Source organism: Bradyrhizobium cosmicum (assembly GCF_007290395.2).
Lineage (GTDB): Bacteria > Pseudomonadota > Alphaproteobacteria > Rhizobiales > Xanthobacteraceae > Bradyrhizobium > Bradyrhizobium cosmicum.
The window spans coordinates 3,052,447-3,072,827 of record NZ_CP041656.2; the positions used below are offsets into that span (position 1 = coordinate 3,052,447).

Below are 20,381 nucleotides of genomic sequence, written 5' to 3' on the forward strand. Positions count from 1 at the left end.
ACCGCTACCACCCCTCCAGCACGATCTTGCCGCGAGACTTGCCGCTCTCCAGGAGCGCATGCGCGCGTTTGAGATTGGCGGCGTTGATCGTGCCGAATGTCTGGTCGAGCGTGGTGCGCAGCACGCCCTTGTCGATGAGGTCGGCGACGTCGTTGAGCAGATGATGCTGCGCGATCATGTCCGGCGTCTGGAACGAGGAGCGTGTGAACATCGACTCCCAGTGCACCGAGATCGCCTTGCCCTTGAAGGTGCTCATCGTGAACTCCGGCGGATCGTCGATCAGGCCGAATCGGCCTTGCGGCGCCATGAAGTCCGCGATCGACTTGTAGTGCTGGTCGGTGAAGGTCAGGCTCGCCACCAGCGCGACCGGCGGCAGCTTGAGCTTCTCGATCTGCTCCTTCATCGGCTTGCCATGGTCGATCACCGCATGCGCGCCGAGATCGAGGCACCATTTCTGCGACTCCGGCCGCGTCGCGGTCGCGAGCACGGTCAGCCCGGTGAGGCGCCGTGCGAGCTGGATCAATATCGAGCCGACGCCGCCTGCGCCGCCCGTGATCAGCAACGTGCGCGGATCGACGCTCTTGCCTGGCACCGCGCCGAGGCGGTCGAACAGCAATTCCCAGGCGGTGATGGAGGTGAGGGGAAGGGCGGCGGCCTGCGCGAACGCGAGCGACTTCGGCTTGCTGCCCACGATGCGCTCGTCGACGAGATGGAATTCGGCATTGGTGCCCTGGCGCAGGATCGAGCCGGCGTAGAACACCTCGTCGCCCGGCTTGAACAGCGTTACGTCGGGCCCGACGGCATCGACCACGCCGGCCGCGTCATAGCCCAGGATCTTGGTTTCGCCCTCGGGCGGGGCGGCGCGCTTGCGCACCTTGTAATCGACCGGATTGGCCGAGATCGCCTTCACGGCGACGCGGATGTCGCGTCCCTTGGGTTCGGGTTTTGCGGTTTCGAAATCGATCAGCGCGTCCTGATCCTCGATCGGAAGCGACTTCTTGTAGCCGACGGCCTTCATGGCTTGTCTCCATCAGATGGCGCGATAGCTTGCGACGTGCGCCTGCCATTGTAACTGTCCCGCCAGGCCCCATTTGGCAAGTACTGTAAATTCGGGGATATAGTCCCCGTTTGGATACTATTGGGAAAACACGTATGAAACGGCGGGATTTTGCCCGGCGTCCCGGCTGCTCGGTCGAAGCGACGCTGGATCTGATCGACGGCAAGTGGAAGGGCGTGATCCTCTACCACCTCCAGGACGGCACCCAGCGCTTCGGCGAACTGCGCCGCCGGATGCCCGGCATCACCCAGCGCATGCTGACAAAGCAGCTTCGCGCGCTGGAGGAGGACAAGCTCGTCGTCCGCAAGGTCTACGCCGAGGTGCCGCCGCGGGTGGAGTATTGCCTCTCCGAACTCGGCGAGAGCCTGCGGCCGGTGATCGACATCCTCAAGGCCTGGGGCGAGAGCCACCAGCAGCGGCTGTCCTGCGCGCCGGCGCCGGTTGTTGTGAAGAAGAAGCGCGCGGCGTGAAAATCCGGGAGCGGCTTGCCGCCCCCGGATGAGATTGCCTCAGAACGCGAACTGCGTGCGCATCGCCACCGCGTCAAACTTCGAGCCGACATCGGCGGTCGAGACCGGCGAGGCCTGCTTCGACACCGTGCCGTGCAGATAGTCGAGCATGAAGCGGACGTTGCCGTTGACGTACCAGTTCAGCGCCGCCGTGTAGACGGTCTGCCGGCCGCCGGCGATGCCTGTTGCCGTTCCCAACTGGTTGTTGAGGTCAATCGTCGAGAAGCGCCCCGCGATCTCCCACGCGCCCCAGCCGCCGCCGTCGAGCGAGAACGGATGCGCCGGCTTGACGCCGTTGTAGGCCGCGTTTGCCGCATTGTAGCTCCGGCCTTCGCCCGTCAGCACGTAGCCGGCCTGGGCATAGCCGCCCTGGAATTTCAGGCTGGGTGCGCCGATCGGCGCGAGGCTGGTGTTGGCGGTGCGATCGATGTTGTACCAGAAGTACTCGCCCTGGAGGATCAGCGGTCCGTAGGTCGCGGCGGCTTCGACGCTGTAGACCTGTGCGCCCGAGGCGTTGGCGATCGCACCGGTCGAGGCCAGCGTGGTCGGGTCGAGGCGCAGTTCCGGCCGGTCGCTGAGCGTCACCGTCTGGGTATTGGCGATCAGATTGCGCGGCGGCTGGATCAGCCATTGCGCGTCGGCGCCGATATGCACCGAGTAGTCCTTGCCGCTGATCGGGTTGCCGGCAATACGGGCCACGGCGCCGTATTGCTCGCTCGTGCCCGCCGGAGCCGTGCTCGAGGCGGAGTGGATCGCGCCGGTCGACGGCCCGGTGACATAGCCGCCGATCCAGAGCTGGTCGTTGAACCAGCGCGTGCCGACTGCGGAACGGAAGTCGCCGGCGGCGATGTTGGTCGCGATGATGCCGGCAGAGGCGCGCTCCATGAACATGATGTCGTTGGAGCTCGTGGCCTCGTCCAGGGTGTAGGGCAGGTCCATGACGCCGATTTCGACCGCCATCCTGCCGCCGAACGGTTTCAGGCCGGTGTAGCTGATGTAGGCATTCTCGACGCCCGAGGTGCCGCCGCCGGGCAGCGATCCCGGAGCCGCGCCGCCAAATCCGTCGGAAGAGCCGCCGAAATCGTAGACCAGCGCGAAATTCCAGTCGTTGAAGAATTTGCCGGCGACGCCGATGCGGGCGCGGCGGACGTTCTCGCCGCTGTCGAGCTTCTGCGGCACGGTCGCCGCGGTGTTGGGTCGATAGTCGTAGCCGCCGACGTCGTAGTGCAAGCGGCCGGTGATGGCGACGCAGTTGGCCTGATCGGCGGTGCAGATGGTCGGCCGGTTGTTCGGCATGGTCACCACCACGCCGGACGCCGGTGCCGGTCCCTTGAGCGGGATTGCCGCGTTGGCGTTGGCGACGACGGCCTTTGCCTCCGAGCGCGCCTCCGCCTTGGCCTCGGCCTTTGCCTCGGACTTGGCTTTCGCGGTGGCGGCCGTGTTCGCCGCGGTCTGGCTCTGGAGCTTGTCGAGCTTCTGCTCCAGCATCTTCAACTGCTGCTTCAGCAGCGCGATCTCCTGCTCGCTGCTGCTTGCGGTCTGGGCCTGGGCCTGCGAGGCCGCCAGCGCGCCGGCGAGACCAATCGCCGTGGCTGCAATTCTTGTTCTGATCATGTCACGCCTCCATCGTTTGACGAACTTCCCCAAGTCGTAACGGGAGAGCCTAGGAGTGATCGATGACTGCCCCGCGACGCTGCGCTCCGGTTGCGTGGTTCCCACTGGTGTAAATTCGCCGCAACCGAATCCACCATGAGGTAGAATGCGGGATGATGCGCGTCATGCCAATCTGTCACGCCAGGAAGATTGCGATTTCGCACGGAGGGCTTGCATTTCGGAGACACCCCGAAGGGGTGAATATTGCCGCCCCGCGCCCTTCTATTGGCCGGCGAACGCGCCTATATTCCGGCGTCTTTTCCGAGAGGTAGGAATGTTTCGATCGATCCGTGCCGCCGTCATCACTGCATTGTGCATAGCCTTTTCGGCCTCCTTCGATCCGGCCACCGCGCAGGACCGCCGGGTCCCGTCGTCGCCGGCCGAGCTGCGGATGTCCTATGCCCCGATCGTGCAGCGGGTGCAGCCTGCGGTCGTCAACGTCTATGCCGCCAAGGTGGTGCAGAACCGCAATCCGCTGCTCGACGATCCGATCTTCCGCCGCTTCTTCGGTGTGCCCGGCCAGCAGCCCGAGCAGATGCAGCGCTCGCTCGGCTCCGGCGTCATCGTCGATGCATCCGGCCTTGTCGTCACCAACGTCCACGTCATCGAGGGCGCCGACCAGGTGAAGGTATCGCTGGCGGACAAGCGTGAGTTCGAAGCCGAGATCCTGTTGAAGGACCCCCGCACCGATCTCGCCGTGCTGCGCCTGAAGGACACCAAGGAGAAATTCCCGACCCTCGACTTCACCAATTCGGATGAGTTGCTGGTCGGCGACGTCGTGCTGGCGATCGGCAATCCGTTCGGCGTGGGGCAGACCGTGACCCATGGCATCATCTCGGCGCTCGCGCGCACGCAGGTCGGCATCACCGACTACCAGTTCTTCATCCAGACCGATGCGGCGATCAATCCCGGCAATTCCGGCGGCGCGCTGGTCGACATGAGCGGCAAGCTCGCCGGCATCAACACCGCGATCTATTCGCGCTCCGGCGGCTCGCAGGGCATCGGCTTTGCGATCCCCGCCAACATGGTGCGCGTCGTCGTCGCCTCCGCCAAGGGCGGCGGCAAGGCGGTGAAGCGTCCCTGGCTCGGCGCAAAATTGCAGGCGGTGACGCCCGAGATCGCCGAGAGCCTCGGCCTGCGCTCGCCGACCGGCGCGCTGGTTGCGAGCGTGGTCTCGAGCAGCCCCGCGGCGAAGGCCGGCCTGAAATCCTCCGATCTCATCATCGGGATCGACGGCCAGACCGTGGATGATCCCAATGCCTTCGACTACCGCTTCGCGACGCGGCCGCTCGGCGGCACGGCGCAGATCGACGTGCAGCGCGGCGGCAAGCAGGTCAAGCTGACGGTGGCGCTGGAGACCGCGCCCGATACCGGCCGGAACGAGCTCGTCGTCACCGCGCGCTCGCCGTTCCAGGGCGCCAAGGTGTCGAGCATCACGCCGGCGGTTGCCGACGAGCTGCATCTTGACGCCGACACCGAGGGCGTCGTGATCACCGATCTCGGAGGAGACAGCGCGGCCGCGAATGTCGGCTTCCAGAAGGGCGACATCATCCTGGCGGTGAACAACCAGAAGATCAGCAAGACCGGCGACCTCGAGAAGGCCGCGAGCGAGCGCCCGCGGGTCTGGCGCATCACGCTGGTGCGCGGCGGCCAGCAGATCAACGTCACGCTGGGCGGATGAGTCCGAAGCGACCACAGCAGACGCCAACTCTCTTTGCCGCGGCGGGGCTCGACCACGAGGCGCCGCATCCGCTGCCGGACCGGCTGCGTCCGCGCGCGCTGTCGGAGGTCGTCGGCCAGGACCACATCCTCGGTCCCGACGGCGCGCTGACGCGCATGCTGGAGACGCGCACGCTGGGATCGCTGGTGTTCTGGGGTCCGCCAGGCACCGGCAAGACCACGGTGGCGCGGCTGCTGGCGGATGCCACCGATCTGCATTTCGAACAGATCTCCGCGGTGTTCTCCGGCGTCGCCGACCTCAAGAAGGCCTTCGACGCCGCGCGCGCCCGCCGCGAGATGGGCAAGGGCACGCTGCTGTTCGTCGACGAGGTGCATCGCTTCAATCGCGCCCAGCAGGATTCGTTTCTGCCGGTGATGGAAGACGGCACCGTCGTCATGGTCGGCGCCACCACCGAGAACCCGTCCTTCGAGCTCAACGCGGCGCTTCTGTCCCGCGCGCGCGTGCTGGTGTTTCGCTCCCTCGATGCCGCCGCGATCGAGAAGCTGTTCGCGCATGCCGAGGAGGTCGAGGGCAAGAAGCTGCCGCTCGATGACGAGGCGCGCGCCGTGCTGGTGCGTATGGCCGACGGCGATGGACGGGCGTCGCTGACGCTTGCCGAGGAAGTCTGGCGTTCGGCTCGGGCGGATGAGATTTTCAACGCCGCGCAATTGCAGGACATCCTGCAGCGCCGCGCGCCGATCTACGACAAGTCGGCCGACGGCCATTACAACCTGATCTCGGCCTTGCATAAATCGGTGCGCGGCTCAGACCCCGATGCCGCGCTGTATTATCTCTGCCGCATGCTCGATGCCGGCGAGGACCCGCTGTTCCTGGCCCGCCGCGTCGTGCGCATGGCGGTGGAGGACATCGGCCTTGCCGATCCGCAAGGACTCGTCATCGCCAATGCGGCCAAGGACGCCTTCGATTTCCTCGGCCACCCCGAAGGCGAGCTCGCCATCGCCCAGGCGGTCGTCTATCTCGCCACCGCGCCGAAATCGAACGCGGTCTACACCGCGTTCAAGGCGGCGATGCAGGTCGCCAAGCAGGCCGGCTCGCTGCTGCCGCCCAAGCACATCCTGAATTCTCCGACCAAGCTGATGAAGTCGGAAGGCTACGGCGCAGCCTACGAATATGACCACGACACTCCCGACGCCTTCTCGGGGCAGGATTATTTTCCGGATGCGCTCGGGCGTCAGACCTTCTACGACCCGCCGGAGCGCGGCTTCGAGCGGGAGATCCGCAAACGGCTGGATTATTGGGCGAAGCTGCGCAAGGAGCGGGGCGGGACGTAGGCCTTTGGAGCTTGCGGTAAGGTCGGATTTACGGTTTACGTAACGCGTAATTCGCGCTAGTCCGACCAAGAAAATACCATGCCCCGCATACCTACCCATCCCGGCGAACATCTCGCTGAAGAGCTGCGAGAACTCGGCATATCCGCCGCAGAGCTCGCGCGTCAGATCGACGTCCCCGTAAATCGCGTGACTGGCATTATCAACGGGCAGCGCGGCATCACCGCCGACACTGCGCTGCGCCTTGGTCATTGGTTTGGCACCAGTCCGCAATTCTGGATGAACCTGCAACAGCAATATGAACTGCGGCTGGCGGAGAAAGAGGTCGGTGCGCAGGTTGCGACGCTGCCCCGTCGTGCCAACGCGCAGTCGACACGAAAGCTTGGAAAAACCGCATGAGCCGCCGCATCAAGAGAATGAACCCGAAACCTCGCGAGCGCGACGAGCGCAAGGAGGCACGTCCGTTCAAGGCGCGCGGTGCGTCAAAGGTCAGCCCGCGTCCGGGCGGCAAGCCGGGGGCGAAGCCGCCGCCGCGCTTTGCGGGTGAGCGCGCCGAGCGGCGTCCGCCCAAAGTGGCCGCGCCGGAAACGCCGGTGCCGGCAAAGCCCGTCGAGGCCCTGCTGCCGACCAAGGTGCAGACGGTCAAGGTGACGGCGGACGAGAACAACATGCGGGTCGATCGCTTCCTTGAAGCGCGCTTTCCGGGCCTATCGTTCTCCCACATCCAGCGCGTCGTCCGTAAGGGCGAACTGCGCGTTGACGGCAAGCGCGTCGACAGCAAGGACCGGCTGGAGGAAGGGCAGAGCGTCCGCATTCCACCGCTGAAGCTCGACACGCCGAAGGCCGTCAGCGAGCTCTCGGAAGGCGCGCAGAAGACGCTCAAGGCGCTGAAGGAGATGACCATCTACGAGGACGACGACGTTCTCGTGCTGAACAAGCCTGCCGGCCTTGCCGTGCAAGGCGGCTCGGGCATGACGCGGCACATCGACCAGATGCTGGAGGTGATGCGCGATTCCAAGGGCCAGAAGCCGCGTCTCGTGCACCGCATCGACAGGGAGACCTCGGGCTGCCTGCTGATCGCCAAGACGCGCTTCGCCGCCTCGTATCTGACCGGCGAGTTCCGCTCGCGCTCGGCGCGGAAAACCTACTGGGCGCTGGTGCCGGGCCTGCCGAAGCCGAAGCAGGGCCGCATCTCGACCTTCCTCGCCAAGGAAGAGAGCGAGGACGACACCATCATGCGCATCGCCCAGCATGGCGACGAGGGCGCAAGCCACGCGGTGACCTATTACGCGGTGGTCGAGACCGCCGGCAACAAGCTGACCTGGGTGTCGCTGAAGCCGGTGACGGGCCGCACCCATCAGCTTCGCGCACACATGGCGCATATCGGCCACCCCATCGTCGGCGATCCCAAATATTTCAACATCGAGAACTGGCAGCTGCCGGGCGGCCTGCAGAACCGGCTGCATCTGCTCGCGCGCCGCATCGTCATTCCGCATCCCCGCGGCGGCGTGATCGACGCCACCGCACCGCTGCCGCCGCACATGCAGCAGTCCTGGAATTTGCTCGGGCTGGATGCGAGCCGGTTCGATCCGATCGAGAACGCACCGGAAGAGTAGGGGGTCCCTCGTCATTGCGAGCGCAGCGAAGCAATCCAGAACCTCTCCGCGGATGCACTCTGGATTGCTTCGCTGCGCTCGCAATGACGGTGGGAGGACGGCGGTGCCCGGACCCTCAATTCCGGAACTGCTCCAGAAACATCCGCAAGGAGTCGTGCGGGCTTTCGACATCCGTGATCAGCCAGCCCTCGGGCCCGTTGACCAGGATGAAGTTCAACGTCACCCGCCGCCCGCGATTGTCGAAATTCGCCGCGACATAGGTCTTGTCGTATTGCCTGCGAACGACCGCGATCGTCACAGGACCGAGTTTCCAGGTCGGGCTCTGCACCAGGAAATCATAGGGCTCGGTCCGCGGCGCGGACCACGCCTTGCGCAAGGAGGGGTCGAAGAACTGCCGGGCGGTGGCGCCGTCCGGCGGCAGGCCCTTGGACAGCTCCGGCGCGCCCTGGCCGTAATAGGCATAGACGTTGCGGACCAGCGATTCCGGGCTGCGAAAGCCGGCCTCCGCCGCGGCCAGCCAAAGCCCGGCGAACAGGGCCACAATGCCCGCAAGTTCCCTCATGCCCGCCGCTCGCTTTATCGGCCGCAAGGTTTGGCTTAAAATGGTCTTGTCTTAAAAGCCTAGCATCCACCGGCGGAGAGCGAAAACTCAAGATGCGCGAATTGTTCGATGAAGCTGCGGTGCAATCCGCTCGCGATCCCCGGGAATCGGTCCGCCAGTCTGGGCGTACGCCACAGCGCAAGCGCTTCTACAAGGAGGCCGGCGCCACTGAATCCGAGGGCGGCTTCGCCATCACGCTCGACGGCAAGCCGATCCGTACGCCGTCCGGCCGCCAGGTGGTGATCCCCTCGCGGGCGCTGGCAGATGCGGTCGCTGCCGAATGGGCGGCGCAGGGCGAGACGATCGATCCCGTGACCATGCCGCTGACGCGGATCGCCAACAGCGTGGTGGAGGGCGTCATCGACCGTGTCGAGCTCGTCACCGACGACCTCGCCAAATACTTCGAGTCCGACCTGCTATTCTATCGGGCAGGCCACCCCGAGGCGCTGGTGGCCCGCGAGGCCGCGCACTGGGACCCCCTGCTGTTCTGGGCGGCGGAAACGCTGGGCGCGCATTTCATCCTGTCCGAGGGCATCATGCATGTGAAGCAGCCGGACGAGGCCATCGAGGCGGCGCGCGGCGCGCTGCCTGGGGATGCCTGGTCGATTGCCGCGCTCCATGTGGTGACGACCCTGACCGGTTCGGCGCTGCTCGCGCTCGCCCTGGCCCATGGCGTGCGTGATGCAGGCCAGGTCTGGGCCGCCGCCCATGTCGACGAGGACTGGAACGTCGAGAAATGGGGCGCGGACGAAGAGGCGGCCAGCCGCCGGGCCGCCCGCCTGCGGGATTTCGAGGCCGCCGTGGCGGTCTTGGCCGCCGCAAAGCCCGCTGCGGCGAAAGGTCCTTAACGAGAGGTTTACGACGGCGGCCTTAGGGTGGGGACTAGCGTTCTCCGGGCCGCCTTCAGATGCCGACGCCGATAAGCTCGATTCTTCCCGTCAGTGCTGCCAGCCCCGTGGCTGATGCGGCAACGCCCGATCTCGTGCTTCAGGCAGGCAGTGTCGTCGACGCCAGGGTCGTCAGTGTGATGGCTGACAATCTGGTGCGGATCGCGATCGCCAATCTGTCGATGGACGTGATGTCGGAGGTGTCGCTGGCACCGGGGCAAAATCTCCAGCTCGCGGTCTCGCAAAACGACGGCACCATCCGGCTCGCTGTGATGAGTGGCGCAGGCGAGGCGACGGCGGATCAGATCACGCTGACGCTGCGCGCGGCCGCGCTGGTGGAGAGCCCGCCGCTCGCGCCGGCCGCTGGCGCCGCACACAATACTCTGACGCCTTTGGAGCAGGCCGCTGTGACCACGGCCTCGGCCGAGGCGGTCACGAAGCAGGGCAGTCAGGCGCCGCTGTTTGCCAATCTGGCCTCCGTCGTCACCGGCCGCGATCTGCCGGCGGGGTTGAAGCAGGCGGTGCTGGACGTGCTGGCGCAGCAGACGCCGCTCAACACCGCCCTCGACGGCGGCGATATCGAATCCGCCTTCCAGAAATCCGGCTTGTTGCTCGAGGCCTCGCTGGCCGCGGGCGCGACGCCGTCCTCCGGTGCGATGCCGGACCTGAAGGCCGCGCTGCTGGTGTTGCGCCAGACGCTGGCCACACTCGACACCACCGCGCCACAGGGCGCAGCACGTCCCGCAAGTGCCACAGGGGCATCGCAGGCCGCCGCGGCGGCAGGAGGCGAGGCGACCGCCGAAGCGTCCCAGATACCGCGCAACGCCAACCCGGCTGCCGCCGTGCTCGCCGACATCGCCGGTAGTGCTCCGCAGGCAATGACCCGCACGATGAGCGCCGGCCTTGCGGCGGCTCTTCTGCAGGAAGTCGCTCAAAATCTGTCGCGCATGACGGGCAACGTCCCCGGCTCGAACAAAGCCGTACCCGACGGCCATACTTTCGAGGCCGCCGCGCACACGACGCCACCGCCATTCCGTGGGGCGCTGCCGGCGCCGCAGGCGGTTGCTTCGCCCTCGCTCGCGCCCGATACGCCGCTCTCCGCCACGGTGCACCGGCTGCTCGACGATACCGAGGCCGCCATTGCACGGCAGACCCTGTTGCAAGTCGCCTCGCTGCCCGATCGCACCGATGCCAGCGGTCACCGCACCTACCCGGCCGCGCCGCAGTGGAATTTCGAGATTCCGTTCGCGACGCCGCAGGGCACTGCGATGGCGCAGTTCGAGATCTCGCGTGACGGCGGCAACGAGTCTGCCGATCCCGCCAAACGCGCCTGGCGCGCGCGCTTCACGCTCGATGTCGAGCCGGCCGGTCCCGTGCATGCGCTGATCACGCTCAATGGCGACAAGACCTTCGTGCGGATGTGGGCGGAGCGCGCCGCGACCGCGCAGCAGCTTCGCGCCGGCATTGGTGAGCTCAATCAGGCTCTGACGCGGGCCGAGCTCAAGCCCGGCGACATCCTGGTCCGCGACGGCACGCCGCCGCAGCCCGCACCGCCACGCGCCGGCCACTTCCTGGATCGCGCCACATGAGCGATCCGTCCAAGCTAGCCATCGCGCTGCATTACGAGAAGGGCAGCAACGCGCCCATCGTCGTCGCCAAGGGCAAGGGCACGATCGGCGAAAAGATCGTCGAGATCGCAAAGGCCAACGACATCCCGATCGAGGAGAACGAGATCCTGGCCGGCGCGCTGTCCAAGGTCGAGCTCGGCGAAGAGATTCCGCCCGACCTCTACAAGGCCGTCGCCGAAGTGCTGGTGTTCGTGCTGCGGCTGTCGGGGCGGGGGCGGTAGTTGTCATCGTTTGACCATGTACCGGCTGCATGGTCGCGCGCATCCTCACTTAACGGATCTTACCCGTGCTGACTCGCCGTTCCACCCTCGGCCTTCTCGCCGCCGCTTCGATCCTGCCGCAGCGCTCGCTCGCCCACGTCGCGCCGCCGCGCAACGAGATCCGCGACAGCCTGGCAAAGCGATTCACCGATCTCGGTACATCTGGCACCTTCGTCGGCTACAAGGTCGAGGACTATCTGATCGTCGCCAGCGACAAGGAGCGCTCGGGTGAGGGCAAGCTGCCGGCCTCGACCTTCAAGATCCCGAACTCGCTGATCGCGCTGGAGACCGGCGTCGTCGCCGATCCTGACAAGGACGTGTTTCCGTGGGACGGCGTGAAGCGTCCGATCGAGGCCTGGAACAAGGATCACACGCTGCGCAGTGCCATCGCGGTGAGCGCGGTGCCGGTCTATCAGGAAATCGCGCGCCGCATCGGCCAGGAGCGCATGCAGAAATATGTCGACCTGTTCGACTACGGCAACCGCGACATCGGCGGCGGCATCGACCAGTTCTGGCTCACCGGGAATTTGCGCATCGATCCGATCGAGCAGATCGATTTCGTCGACCGGTTGCGCCGCCGCGCGCTGCCGATTTCCAAGCGCAGCCAGGATCTGGTCGCCGACATCCTGCCGGTGACCAAGGTCGGCGAGAGTGTCATCCGCGCCAAGTCGGGCCTGCTCGGCGCCGAGCGCGGCGAGCCGTCGCTCGGCTGGATGGTTGGCTGGGCCGAGAAGGGCGAGGCGCACACGGTGTTCGCGCTCAATATGGATTGCACCGAGCCGCGCCTCGTCGGCGAGCGCATGCCGCTGACGCAAGCCTGCCTTGCCGCGATCGGCGCGATCTGACGTCGCCGCGCTGGCGGACACGATGCCGCTCGACTAGCATCCTTCAGACCAAGCAAGAAGAAGGTCGGGAGGACATCAATGAACTCAACGCCAATCTGGCTGTCGTCGCTCACGTTGGCCGCCGCGGGCGGCTGGCTCGCCGCCACGATGTTTGCAGCGCCCGCCACCAGCAAGGAGCCGCGCTTTCCGCAGCTCACCATGGATCAGCTCGACGCCAGGCAGAAACCGCTCGGCGAGCAGATCATGAAGGTGTCGAGCGTGGGCATCGGCGGGCCCTACAATCCGATGATCCGCAGCCCCGTGCTCGGCCAGCGCCTGTTCGACCTGTTCTACTATCTGCGCTGGGAAACCTCGGTCCCGACCAAGCTCAACGAGTTCGCGATCCTCATCATCGGCCGGCAGTGGCGCTCGCAGGTGGAGTGGTTCGCGCACGCGCCGCTGGCTGCGAAAGCGGGGCTGTCGGCGGACATCATCGCGGAGCTCAAGACCAACAAGCGTCCGTCGAAAATGGCCGAGGACGAGGCGGTGGTCTACGATTTCGTCACCGAGCTCACCACGACGAGGAAGGTCAGCGATGAGACCTATGCGCGGGCGAAAAAGGTCTTCAACGACCAGCAGATTGTCGACCTCACCGCGGTCGCCGGCAATTACGTGATGGTCGCGATGCTGCTGGCGATGGCCGAAGAGACGGTGCCGCCGGACAAGCAGGAGCCGTTCAAGCCCGGTGAGCCGTAGCACTCACGCTCGAGAGCGCGCTTCTCTCCACATGTCATTGCGAGGAGCCCGCGACAAAAATGCGTAGCAATTTTGCGCTGGTGCGACGAAGCAATCCAGACCGAAGCTGCAGAAAGATTCTGGATTGCTTCGCTACTTCGCAACGACGGAGGATGTGGCGCCTGAATGCCTCACGCCTTGTCGGCAGTCTTCTTCACCGTCAGCGCCTCGTCGATCGCAAAGCCGCCGATCTCGCTCATGGCCTGCGAGATCACGTCGCCCTTGCGGGCGAACCCTTCGGAGAGGAAGTCAAACTGGGTGCGCGCCAGCCGCAGCACCTCGATCGGCACGGAGACCACGGTCTCGTTGAAGCTGTCGACGGAGGCGCGCAAGCCGTCGAGCTCGGTGGTGAGCTTGCCGATATGGCTCTCCGCATGCTGCATCAGGCCGAGCAGCTTGTCGCGCTCGGCATCGAATGCGGCGCGCTCGGTGGCGGCCGCCGCCGTCACGTCCGCCAGTTGCGCCCGCAGCGCCTCGATCTGGCTGACCATGGCGTCGGACGCGAGCTCGGCGGCCTTGCGCAGCTCGGTGCTGCGCGTATTCTCTTCCTGCTGCTGGTGATAGAGCCGTTCGGCCGTCATCGCCCGCTGCGCGAGCGACTCGATCAGCGATGCGGCGCGCAGCAGCATCGCGCCGTTCCGGCCCGACACCATGCTGGCCATTCGGCGCAGGAAGTCGGTGGTTTCGGACGATGAGTTCGGCGGCAGGGGGACGACCGTCGCGGACATGAGGTGATGCTTGAGCCAAAGCGTCATGGATCACCGCCGTACCGACTGGGCTCACGCAACATTCGGCGCCTGATCGTAGACTCGGAGCAAGCCTGAATCGGCAGGCCGGGTCAACCTGGCGAGCCGCCAAATTTACAGGTGGCGTCCGCTGTCGGAGCCCGCAGGTCAGGCATCCTTCTGCCGCCCGATCCGCCCCAGATGGGTGAAGCCGAACCCGGCCGAGTATTTCAGCCCATAGCCCAGCGCCCGGTCGAGGCCGATATGGGCGAGCCAGATCAAGGCGATGGACAGGGTGAGGGGCGAGGCGAAGCCGAAGCCCAGCGTCAGCAGCGTCACCGGGGCCATGTAGCTGTGGGCGGCGTTGTAGACCATCGCGCCGAATTTGGCGTCGGAGAGGTATGCCAGGAAGCTCAGATCGGGCACCAAGAAGAGCAGGGCGAACACCAGCCACGACCCGTCCCAGGCCGCATAGAGCATCACCATGCCCAAGAACAGGGTGAGGCCTTCCAGCCGGAGCATGATGTTGACGCCGCCCGTCACAGCGCCCGTCTTGGCCGTTCCTTGGTCCATCGTCGTCTCCCCGGGCAAAACTTTGTAATTCCTTGCGCTTTCCCGCTGCGGCAAGGCAGCCCTGCGGCGCCGAAAGCCGCTTCCCGGCCCGCAAAATGCCGTGTTAGAACCCCCGGCAATCGCATTTAGGCTAAGAACTGGCGGGAGCAAATGAAGAATATCCTGGACGCCCTTGAAGATCGTCGTGCCGGCGCAAAGCTCGGCGGCGGGGAAAAGCGCATCGAGGCGCAGCACGCCCGTGGCAAGCTGACCGCGCGCGAGCGCATCGAGCTGCTGCTCGACAAGGGATCGTTCGAGGAGTTCGACATGTTCGTCGAGCACCGCTCCACCGAGTTCGGCATGGAGAAGAACAAGGTTCCCGGCGACGGCGTCGTCACCGGCTGGGGCACCGTCAACGGCCGCAAGACGTTTGTGTTCGCCAAGGATTTTACGGTGTTCGGCGGCTCGCTCTCCGAAACGCACGCGCTGAAGATTACAAAACTTCAGGACATGGCGATGAAGGCGCGGGCGCCCATCATCGGCCTCTATGACGCGGGCGGCGCCCGCATCCAGGAAGGCGTCGCCGCGCTGGCCGGCTATTCCTACGTGTTTCGCCGCAACGTGCTTGCCTCGGGCGTGATCCCGCAAATCTCCGTCATCATGGGCCCCTGCGCCGGCGGCGACGTCTATTCGCCTGCCATGACCGACTTCATCTTCATGGTGAAGAACACCAGCTACATGTTCGTGACCGGCCCTGACGTGGTGAAGACCGTCACCAACGAGGTCGTCACCGCCGAAGAGCTCGGCGGCGCCTCCGTGCACGCCACGCGCTCCTCGATCGCCGACGGCGCCTTCGAGAACGACGTCGAGACGCTCTTGCAGATGCGTCGCCTGATCGACTTCCTGCCGTCCAACAACACCGACGGCGTGCCGGAATGGCCGAGCTTCGACGACATCGGCCGCGTCGACATGTCGCTCGACACGCTGATCCCCGACAATCCGAACAAGCCCTACGACATGAAGGAACTGATCCTGAAGGTCGTGGACGAGGGCGACTTCTTCGAGATCGCCGACCTGTTTGCCAAGAACATCGTCACCGGCTTCGGCCGCATCGCCGGCCGTACCGTCGGCTTCGTCGCCAACCAGCCGATGGTGCTGGCCGGCGTGCTCGACAGCGATGCGTCACGCAAAGCCGCGCGCTTCGTTCGTTTCTGCGATGCCTTCAACATCCCGATCGTAACCTTTGTCGACGTGCCGGGCTTCCTGCCGGGCACCGCGCAGGAATATGGCGGCCTGATCAAGCACGGCGCCAAGCTCTTGTTCGCCTACTCGCAGTGCACCGTGCCGCTGGTGACCATCATCACCCGCAAGGCCTATGGCGGCGCCTTCGACGTCATGGCCTCCAAGGAAATCGGCGCCGACATGAACTACGCCTGGCCGACCGCCCAGATCGCGGTGATGGGCGCCAAGGGCGCGGTCGAGATCATCTTCCGCAGCGACATCGGCGACCCCGACAAGATCGCAGCAAGAACCAAGGAATACGAGGACCGCTTCCTGTCACCTTTCATCGCCGCCGAGCGCGGCTACATCGACGACGTCATCATGCCGCACTCGACCCGCAAGCGGATCGCACGGGCGCTGTCGATGCTGAAGGACAAGAAGGTGGAAACGCCGGCGAAGAAGCACGACAATTTGCCGTTGTGAGGGACAGGGGCGGCGCCTTACCCGCGCCGCCCCTAACCAGATCAAGCTGCTTTAGAACCCTGTTTCAGGAGCGCCTTTTCAAACTCGCTGAGCGCGATTTTGTAAGACGTCTCGTTCTTCCCAACTTTTTGAGGGTCGTAGCCCGACATTTCTAGTACTAACTTATAGGCGCCAGCGATTTCCTTGAGATGCTTGTCTAAAAATACTTTTGGATCAGTTGCCCAGACCACCTTGTCATCTTCAACCTTCATCAGGGCCTGAAGACCGTAGACCAAGGGCATGATAAGGCCGTCAGGGTATCGATACTTCACGGGCTGCTCTGTGAAGTGAGTTTCGGGTTGGCTTCGCATGTACTTTCCTGATTTGTCGCCCTTCTTAGCGGGATCAAAAATGCGTACGATGCGCATGCGGCCGAAGTCGCCCCAATTGTTGTAGGCCTTGGGAAATTCAGCGTAGATTTTGTCATAGAGGGAGGGGAGATCTCCAAGGACCTTGATCGCGCTTGCGACAGATGCGTTGTGCAATTCGTGTATCGGGCCACCTTGTGGTTTCGAGACGCTGTGGTCATCCATCATGTCATCGAACAGTTTCGCGCACTCGCCTTTGTTGCGATAGATATTCTGCGGCGATGGCGATTTAACTTTTCCAGGAAGCTTGATGAGCGTCAGTGGAATCCATGCTAGGGCAATAATGTCGCGTACTTTGACGTCGCCACCTGTCATATTGGTTTTCCACTCGATGCGGCTGCTAACGGATGCTGGCAGCGCCTTCTTGATTTCTTCGTAGAAGCCTTTCTGATTGGCCTTGGTTTCTAGAGTAAGTTCAGCGTTGTTATTACGGGCCGCGCAAATCTCCAGAAGCGATGAAGTAAAGTCAGCAACTACTTCATCGTCTTCGATGTCTGATGGGACAAGTACTTCTACTGGAACCAAGAAGGTTAATTCCTCGCGAATCTCTTGGACTGCAGCACGATGGGTGTTCCAAGCGCTTTTGAAATCGTCCCAAAGTTTTATCTTTTTCAGCACCTTTTCATCTTCGACTACGCACGAGAGAATATAGGTGCCGATCGCCAGCATATTATGGCCCCCATCGAGGACCCCCTCGATTGCAGTTGAAGCAAAGAGAAGCTGATATCGGTTGCGCTGAAGCGCTTCGTATTCGGAGGATCCGATCAAGATTCCTTTTGTCTTGAAAGGAAATATGTCGGGGTCTTTTTCGATGCTATCGAAAATTGCCTGAGTGACGGGGCCGGCCTTTGCGGAGCGGGGGTTCGCATCCAGATCAGCTGCATCGAACAGGCTGAGCATGTTTTTTGCCTGAACGAAGCCAACAAGGCGCTTAACCGGGCCGTGCAATTGCTCAGCCACGTCTTCAAACTTAATGATGATTTTGTCTGGATTCATAACGGCTTCTCCAATCGGAGAGACCGATTCCGGGCGCAGTAGCAATAACGCTAGCGCAGATGCGAACGGGCACCTAAACCAGTCGCTTTACAGCAACAACACAGCCAGAACCGTCTCAGGTTCACTTTTCAGCTTCCATCCAGAAGCAAAGTAGCCATGGCATGAGCCGACGGCCGATGTCAAGAAATTTTGCTATTGCAGGTCGCTCAACCGCCGCGCGCTACTCCACGCTGTGCAAGATCATGCGGCTTTGCGAGCGCGAGCTCGCTGACGACGAGCATGCTGTTATCATCGCATTGGGTATGAAGCGGGGCGACGACAGATCTCATAGGGCAGCAGCAGGCTCGTCGGAGAAATTGGCGAGCTATGGATGGCCTCGTAGTTTGTGCCTAGGGTGCGTTCGGCAGCTGGAGCCGGCCCAGGGCGAATGTGGCGGACTACGACTGTGCCGGATTAACTCCGCGAGCTTAAATCTGATGACCGAAGACGATCCGACCGACGAGATTTCACAGATCGAAGATCGGATCGAGGCACTTGCCGAGATCGCCGAGCGCTGCCGCAAGTACATTCTGGCGTCCAAGATCGCCGTCGGCAGCGGAGGCGCGCTGCTGCTGGTCACGATCCTCGGCCTGTTCGGGATGGGGCAGACCGCAGCGCTTGGCTCGATCGCTCTGGTGCTGGGCGGAATCGTCTCGCTCGGCTCGAACGTCAGTACGTTGCGGCAGACCGAAGACGCCATCGGTGCTGCCGAGGCGCTTCGCGCGCAGCTGATCAGCAGGATCGACCTTCGCGTGGTGGCCGATACACCGATGAAGCTGGTGTGACGCGGCGCCCGGCGAGTGCAAGTTCGCCTTACGCCGCAGCCCTGCGCGTCAGGACCTGCAGCTCACCGCGGCATTCGGCCGCAAAAGATTGAAGTCGCTGTGCGGTCTGCTGGTCGAGGATCGCTTTTGCCAGCCGCTCGGCGCGGGCAAGCTGTTCTTTCAGATATTCGATGCGGGCCATGTGTCACCTTCCGCCGGGATAATTTGAAGCAAATTGCTTGGTTCCGATGGCGGTGAAGCTAGGGCTAACACCGCGCTAATGATGTGCGGTTCGTCACACTCCGCGCGCCACATCCGCCGCGGCGAAATGGGCCATCTGGTCGGCATGGGCCTTGGCGAAGGCCGGGCGGGCCGTGGCACGCGCGACGTAGGCGCGGCAGGCGGGATGATCCGCCAGCCCGCCGAAGCCATCGACGACGCGCAGCACGTCCGACATGAGGATGTCTGCGACCGAGAAAGAACCCGCCAGCCATTCGCGCCCCGCAAGCACCGGCTCGAGATGCCTAAGGCGAAGCTTGAGGAAATCGTCGACGAATTTCCACGCCGCCGTGTCGGTCGGATGTCCCATGAACTTCGACATCTCCCAGGGCAGGCTGGCCATCTCCACCGAATTGAGTGCGGCGAACACCCACTCCGTCGCCTCGCTACGGCCGCGCGGATCTGACGGCATCAGCCTGGTGCTGAGTTTGCCCAGATGCAGCAGGATCGCGCCGGTCTCGAAGATCGAGAGATCGCCGTCGGTCAGCCACGGCACCTGGCCGAACGGCTGGTGGGCGAGATGTTCGGGGCCCTTGTCGCCCGACACTCTGGCGACGCGATAGGGCAGAGCGGCTTCTTCCAGCGCCCAGCGCACGCGAAGGTCGCGCACGAAGCCGCGCGGGGCAGGGGGAACCCAATCGAAGGTGGTCAGCGTGAGGTCGGCCATGCGGTGTCTCCAACGGTTCAAACGCGTGCTGTTCAAAGCCAAGGACGGGCGAAGGGCGCGCGTTCCGACAACGCTTCCAACTCTTTTTGTGGCCGGCCCGGGGACGGTCTATGCTGGCGCCAAACATCAGGAGGAAACACATGCCCGCCGCCTATTTCGTCGTCCGCGCCACCGTCACCGATCCGGCAAAGCGCGCCGCCTTCGACACATGGTACGAGACCGAACACGTGCCCGACGCGGTGAAGGCGTTCGGCGTAGCCAAGGCCTGGCGGTTCTGGAGCCTGGACGATCCCTCGCTGCACCAGGCCATGTATCAGTTCGACGATGAGGCCGCGTTGGCTGCGATGCTGAAGGGCGATGCGTTGAACAGGCTCGTCGCCGATTTCATCCGCGACTGGCCCGATGTGACGCGCACGCGCGAGACGCTGGTGCTGGCGCAGGCGTTTGGAACGTAGGGCTACGATTCTTCCTGTCGGCTTTGCAATGAACCTGAACGCGGGATTCAGCGGCAGTTCATGTCACCACCACGACAATTCGCTCTGCATCACTTGAGAGAAAGCCGAGAGGGACATGTCATGGAACGCCGCAATTTTCTGAAACTCGCATTCGGTGTCGCGGCGGGAGCCGCCGCGCTCACGTCCGCCGCACAGGCCGCGCCGCTGGCGCCACAGCCGCTCGGAGATCCCCGCATGCCGCAAGGCAATCCGGACGTCCATCCGGCCGTCACCACCAGCGATGAGGCCGCAGAGCTTAAGCCCGAGCAGGTGCATTGGCGCGGCCATCACCACCACTGGCGTCACCGTCACTGGGGCTGGCGCCGTCGCCGTTGGCATCGCCGCCACTGGTAAGCTCTACACAAGCCAGGCTCTGAGCGGGGATCGCAATTGCGGTCCCCGTTTTGATTCGGAATTGTTACGACCCCACGCGATGTCGCGGTGCTCAAAAGAAATGGCCGCGCAGGCTGATGCCGCGCGGCCATTCTGCAATGCAAGAAGGTCAGATCAGAACGGACGGCAGCGGCCGGCGTACCAGCGGAAGCCATAGGGGCACACGCGCGGACGCACCACGACGACCGGGGCGGGGCGAGGCGCCACGACGACGACCGGCGCACGCCGGGCCATCGGCTGACAGCCGCCATATGGGCCGCGATACCAGCCGGGGCCGCATCCGCCGGCGGCGCTGGCCGCCTCGCTGAAACCGACGACCGCGCTGGCGAGCATCACGGCGGCGAACATATACTTCATCTGATCTTCCTTCTCGTCCTTGGGGGCAGATTCTCGAGGAGCGGCGCTTGCGGCGCACAATGAATCAAAAGACACGATTCGACATGTTAAATTTGCAACATGCCGTCACGTCGCGATCCAAATCTGCCAATCATGACCTGAATGCGGCATGAACATTCCCGCATG

Annotated in this window: 23 protein-coding genes; 14 read left to right on the top strand and 9 right to left on the bottom strand. The window is 64.2% G+C overall.

Annotated elements, in window-relative coordinates:
* Positions 1-4 precede the first annotated feature (4 nt).
* Positions 5-1,018 (bottom strand): zinc-binding alcohol dehydrogenase family protein, encoded by a 1,014-nt coding sequence (locus FNV92_RS14605; protein WP_143845915.1) that lies wholly within the window; start codon positions 1,016-1,018, stop codon positions 5-7.
* A 134-nt stretch (positions 1,019-1,152) separates the two neighbouring features.
* Here FNV92_RS14605 and FNV92_RS14610 point away from each other — a divergent pair, with 134 nt between their 5' ends.
* A complete protein-coding gene (locus FNV92_RS14610) occupies positions 1,153-1,527 on the top strand; it encodes a winged helix-turn-helix transcriptional regulator (protein ID WP_015685421.1) in 375 nt (124 codons plus the stop codon).
* Between the two features lie 39 nt (positions 1,528-1,566).
* On the opposite strand, the gene FNV92_RS14615 is transcribed toward FNV92_RS14610, so the two are convergent.
* Positions 1,567-3,180, bottom strand: a complete 1,614-nt coding sequence (locus FNV92_RS14615; protein ID WP_015685422.1) for an OprO/OprP family phosphate-selective porin — start codon at positions 3,178-3,180, stop codon at positions 1,567-1,569.
* Between the two features lie 313 nt (positions 3,181-3,493).
* On the opposite strand from FNV92_RS14615, the gene FNV92_RS14620 reads away from it, so the two are divergent.
* The 4 genes from FNV92_RS14620 to FNV92_RS14635 all read left to right on the top strand — a co-directional run bounded on the left by FNV92_RS14620 (position 3,494) and on the right by FNV92_RS14635 (position 7,844).
* Positions 3,494-4,900 carry a DegQ family serine endoprotease gene (locus tag FNV92_RS14620; protein ID WP_015685423.1) on the top strand — a complete coding sequence of 469 codons (1,407 nt, stop codon included), beginning with the start codon at positions 3,494-3,496 and terminating at the stop codon, positions 4,898-4,900.
* Entirely contained in the window at positions 4,897-6,231 is a 1,335-nt protein-coding gene (locus tag FNV92_RS14625) for a replication-associated recombination protein A (RefSeq protein ID WP_143845914.1), read from the top strand. Before FNV92_RS14620 ends, FNV92_RS14625 begins: the two co-directional genes overlap by 4 nt.
* 78 nt (positions 6,232-6,309) lie before the next feature.
* Positions 6,310-6,627 (top strand): HigA family addiction module antitoxin, encoded by a 318-nt coding sequence (locus FNV92_RS14630; protein ID WP_143845913.1) that lies wholly within the window; start codon positions 6,310-6,312, stop codon positions 6,625-6,627.
* Positions 6,624-7,844 carry an RluA family pseudouridine synthase gene (locus FNV92_RS14635; RefSeq protein WP_143845912.1) on the top strand — a complete coding sequence of 407 codons (1,221 nt, stop codon included), beginning with the start codon at positions 6,624-6,626 and terminating at the stop codon, positions 7,842-7,844. The genes FNV92_RS14630 and FNV92_RS14635 overlap by 4 nt, the downstream gene beginning before the upstream one ends.
* A gap of 115 nt (positions 7,845-7,959) precedes the next feature.
* Here FNV92_RS14635 and FNV92_RS14640 read toward each other — a convergent pair whose 3' ends face one another.
* Positions 7,960-8,406 carry a hypothetical protein gene (locus tag FNV92_RS14640; RefSeq protein WP_143845911.1) on the bottom strand — a complete coding sequence of 149 codons (447 nt, stop codon included), beginning with the start codon at positions 8,404-8,406 and terminating at the stop codon, positions 7,960-7,962.
* A gap of 92 nt (positions 8,407-8,498) precedes the next feature.
* On the opposite strand from FNV92_RS14640, the gene FNV92_RS14645 reads away from it, so the two are divergent.
* The 5 genes from FNV92_RS14645 (at position 8,499) to FNV92_RS14665 (ending at position 12,800) form a co-directional block, all read left to right on the top strand.
* Positions 8,499-9,293 carry an ATP12 family chaperone protein gene (locus tag FNV92_RS14645; protein WP_143845910.1) on the top strand — a complete coding sequence of 265 codons (795 nt, stop codon included), beginning with the start codon at positions 8,499-8,501 and terminating at the stop codon, positions 9,291-9,293.
* A gap of 59 nt (positions 9,294-9,352) precedes the next feature.
* Positions 9,353-10,921: a flagellar hook-length control protein FliK gene (gene fliK / locus FNV92_RS14650; protein ID WP_168213715.1), complete on the top strand. Its 1,569-nt coding sequence runs from the start codon at positions 9,353-9,355 to the stop codon at positions 10,919-10,921.
* Complete coding sequence (locus FNV92_RS14655; protein WP_015685429.1) at positions 10,918-11,181, top strand: EscU/YscU/HrcU family type III secretion system export apparatus switch protein; 264 nt, start codon at positions 10,918-10,920, stop codon at positions 11,179-11,181. Before fliK ends, FNV92_RS14655 begins: the two co-directional genes overlap by 4 nt.
* 65 nt (positions 11,182-11,246) lie before the next feature.
* Positions 11,247-12,065: a class D beta-lactamase gene (gene blaOXA, locus FNV92_RS14660; RefSeq protein WP_143845909.1), complete on the top strand. Its 819-nt coding sequence runs from the start codon at positions 11,247-11,249 to the stop codon at positions 12,063-12,065.
* A gap of 78 nt (positions 12,066-12,143) precedes the next feature.
* Positions 12,144-12,800: a carboxymuconolactone decarboxylase family protein gene (locus FNV92_RS14665; RefSeq protein ID WP_143845908.1), complete on the top strand. Its 657-nt coding sequence runs from the start codon at positions 12,144-12,146 to the stop codon at positions 12,798-12,800.
* 170 nt (positions 12,801-12,970) lie between these two features.
* Here the strand turns inward: FNV92_RS14665 and FNV92_RS14670 are convergent, their stop codons facing one another.
* Both FNV92_RS14670 and FNV92_RS14675 read right to left on the bottom strand, forming a co-directional pair.
* Entirely contained in the window at positions 12,971-13,567 is a 597-nt protein-coding gene (locus FNV92_RS14670) for a hypothetical protein (protein ID WP_168213836.1), read from the bottom strand.
* A 165-nt stretch (positions 13,568-13,732) separates the two neighbouring features.
* On the bottom strand, positions 13,733-14,137 hold the full coding sequence (locus FNV92_RS14675; RefSeq protein WP_143845906.1) for a DUF4260 domain-containing protein: 405 nt from the start codon (positions 14,135-14,137) through the stop codon (positions 13,733-13,735).
* Between the two features lie 150 nt (positions 14,138-14,287).
* Here FNV92_RS14675 and FNV92_RS14680 point away from each other — a divergent pair, with 150 nt between their 5' ends.
* A complete protein-coding gene (locus FNV92_RS14680; RefSeq protein ID WP_143845905.1) occupies positions 14,288-15,820 on the top strand; it encodes an acyl-CoA carboxylase subunit beta in 1,533 nt (510 codons plus the stop codon).
* Between the two features lie 41 nt (positions 15,821-15,861).
* Here FNV92_RS14680 and FNV92_RS14685 read toward each other — a convergent pair whose 3' ends face one another.
* Positions 15,862-17,223, bottom strand: a complete 1,362-nt coding sequence (locus FNV92_RS14685) for a hypothetical protein (RefSeq protein ID WP_143845904.1) — start codon at positions 17,221-17,223, stop codon at positions 15,862-15,864.
* Positions 17,224-17,699: 476 nt separating this feature from the next.
* On the opposite strand from FNV92_RS14685, the gene FNV92_RS14690 reads away from it, so the two are divergent.
* Positions 17,700-18,047: a hypothetical protein gene (locus FNV92_RS14690; RefSeq protein WP_143845903.1), complete on the top strand. Its 348-nt coding sequence runs from the start codon at positions 17,700-17,702 to the stop codon at positions 18,045-18,047.
* 28 nt (positions 18,048-18,075) lie between these two features.
* On the opposite strand, the gene FNV92_RS14695 is transcribed toward FNV92_RS14690, so the two are convergent.
* Both FNV92_RS14695 and FNV92_RS14700 read right to left on the bottom strand, forming a co-directional pair.
* The gene (locus FNV92_RS14695; RefSeq protein WP_015685437.1) at positions 18,076-18,228 is read right to left on the bottom strand and encodes a hypothetical protein; all 153 of its coding nucleotides are present in this window, start codon (positions 18,226-18,228) and stop codon (positions 18,076-18,078) included.
* A 93-nt stretch (positions 18,229-18,321) separates the two neighbouring features.
* Positions 18,322-18,972 (bottom strand): glutathione S-transferase family protein, encoded by a 651-nt coding sequence (locus FNV92_RS14700; protein ID WP_143845902.1) that lies wholly within the window; start codon positions 18,970-18,972, stop codon positions 18,322-18,324.
* Between the two features lie 140 nt (positions 18,973-19,112).
* Between FNV92_RS14700 and FNV92_RS14705 the strand changes: the two genes are divergently transcribed.
* Together FNV92_RS14705 and FNV92_RS14710 are read left to right on the top strand one after the other, a co-directional pair.
* Entirely contained in the window at positions 19,113-19,427 is a 315-nt protein-coding gene (locus tag FNV92_RS14705; protein ID WP_168213714.1) for a hypothetical protein, read from the top strand.
* A 120-nt stretch (positions 19,428-19,547) separates the two neighbouring features.
* Positions 19,548-19,820: a twin-arginine translocation signal domain-containing protein gene (locus tag FNV92_RS14710; RefSeq protein ID WP_143845901.1), complete on the top strand. Its 273-nt coding sequence runs from the start codon at positions 19,548-19,550 to the stop codon at positions 19,818-19,820.
* Between the two features lie 153 nt (positions 19,821-19,973).
* Here the strand turns inward: FNV92_RS14710 and FNV92_RS14715 are convergent, their stop codons facing one another.
* Entirely contained in the window at positions 19,974-20,216 is a 243-nt protein-coding gene (locus FNV92_RS14715; RefSeq protein WP_015685441.1) for a GCG_CRPN prefix-to-repeats domain-containing protein, read from the bottom strand.
* Positions 20,217-20,381 lie beyond the last annotated feature (165 nt).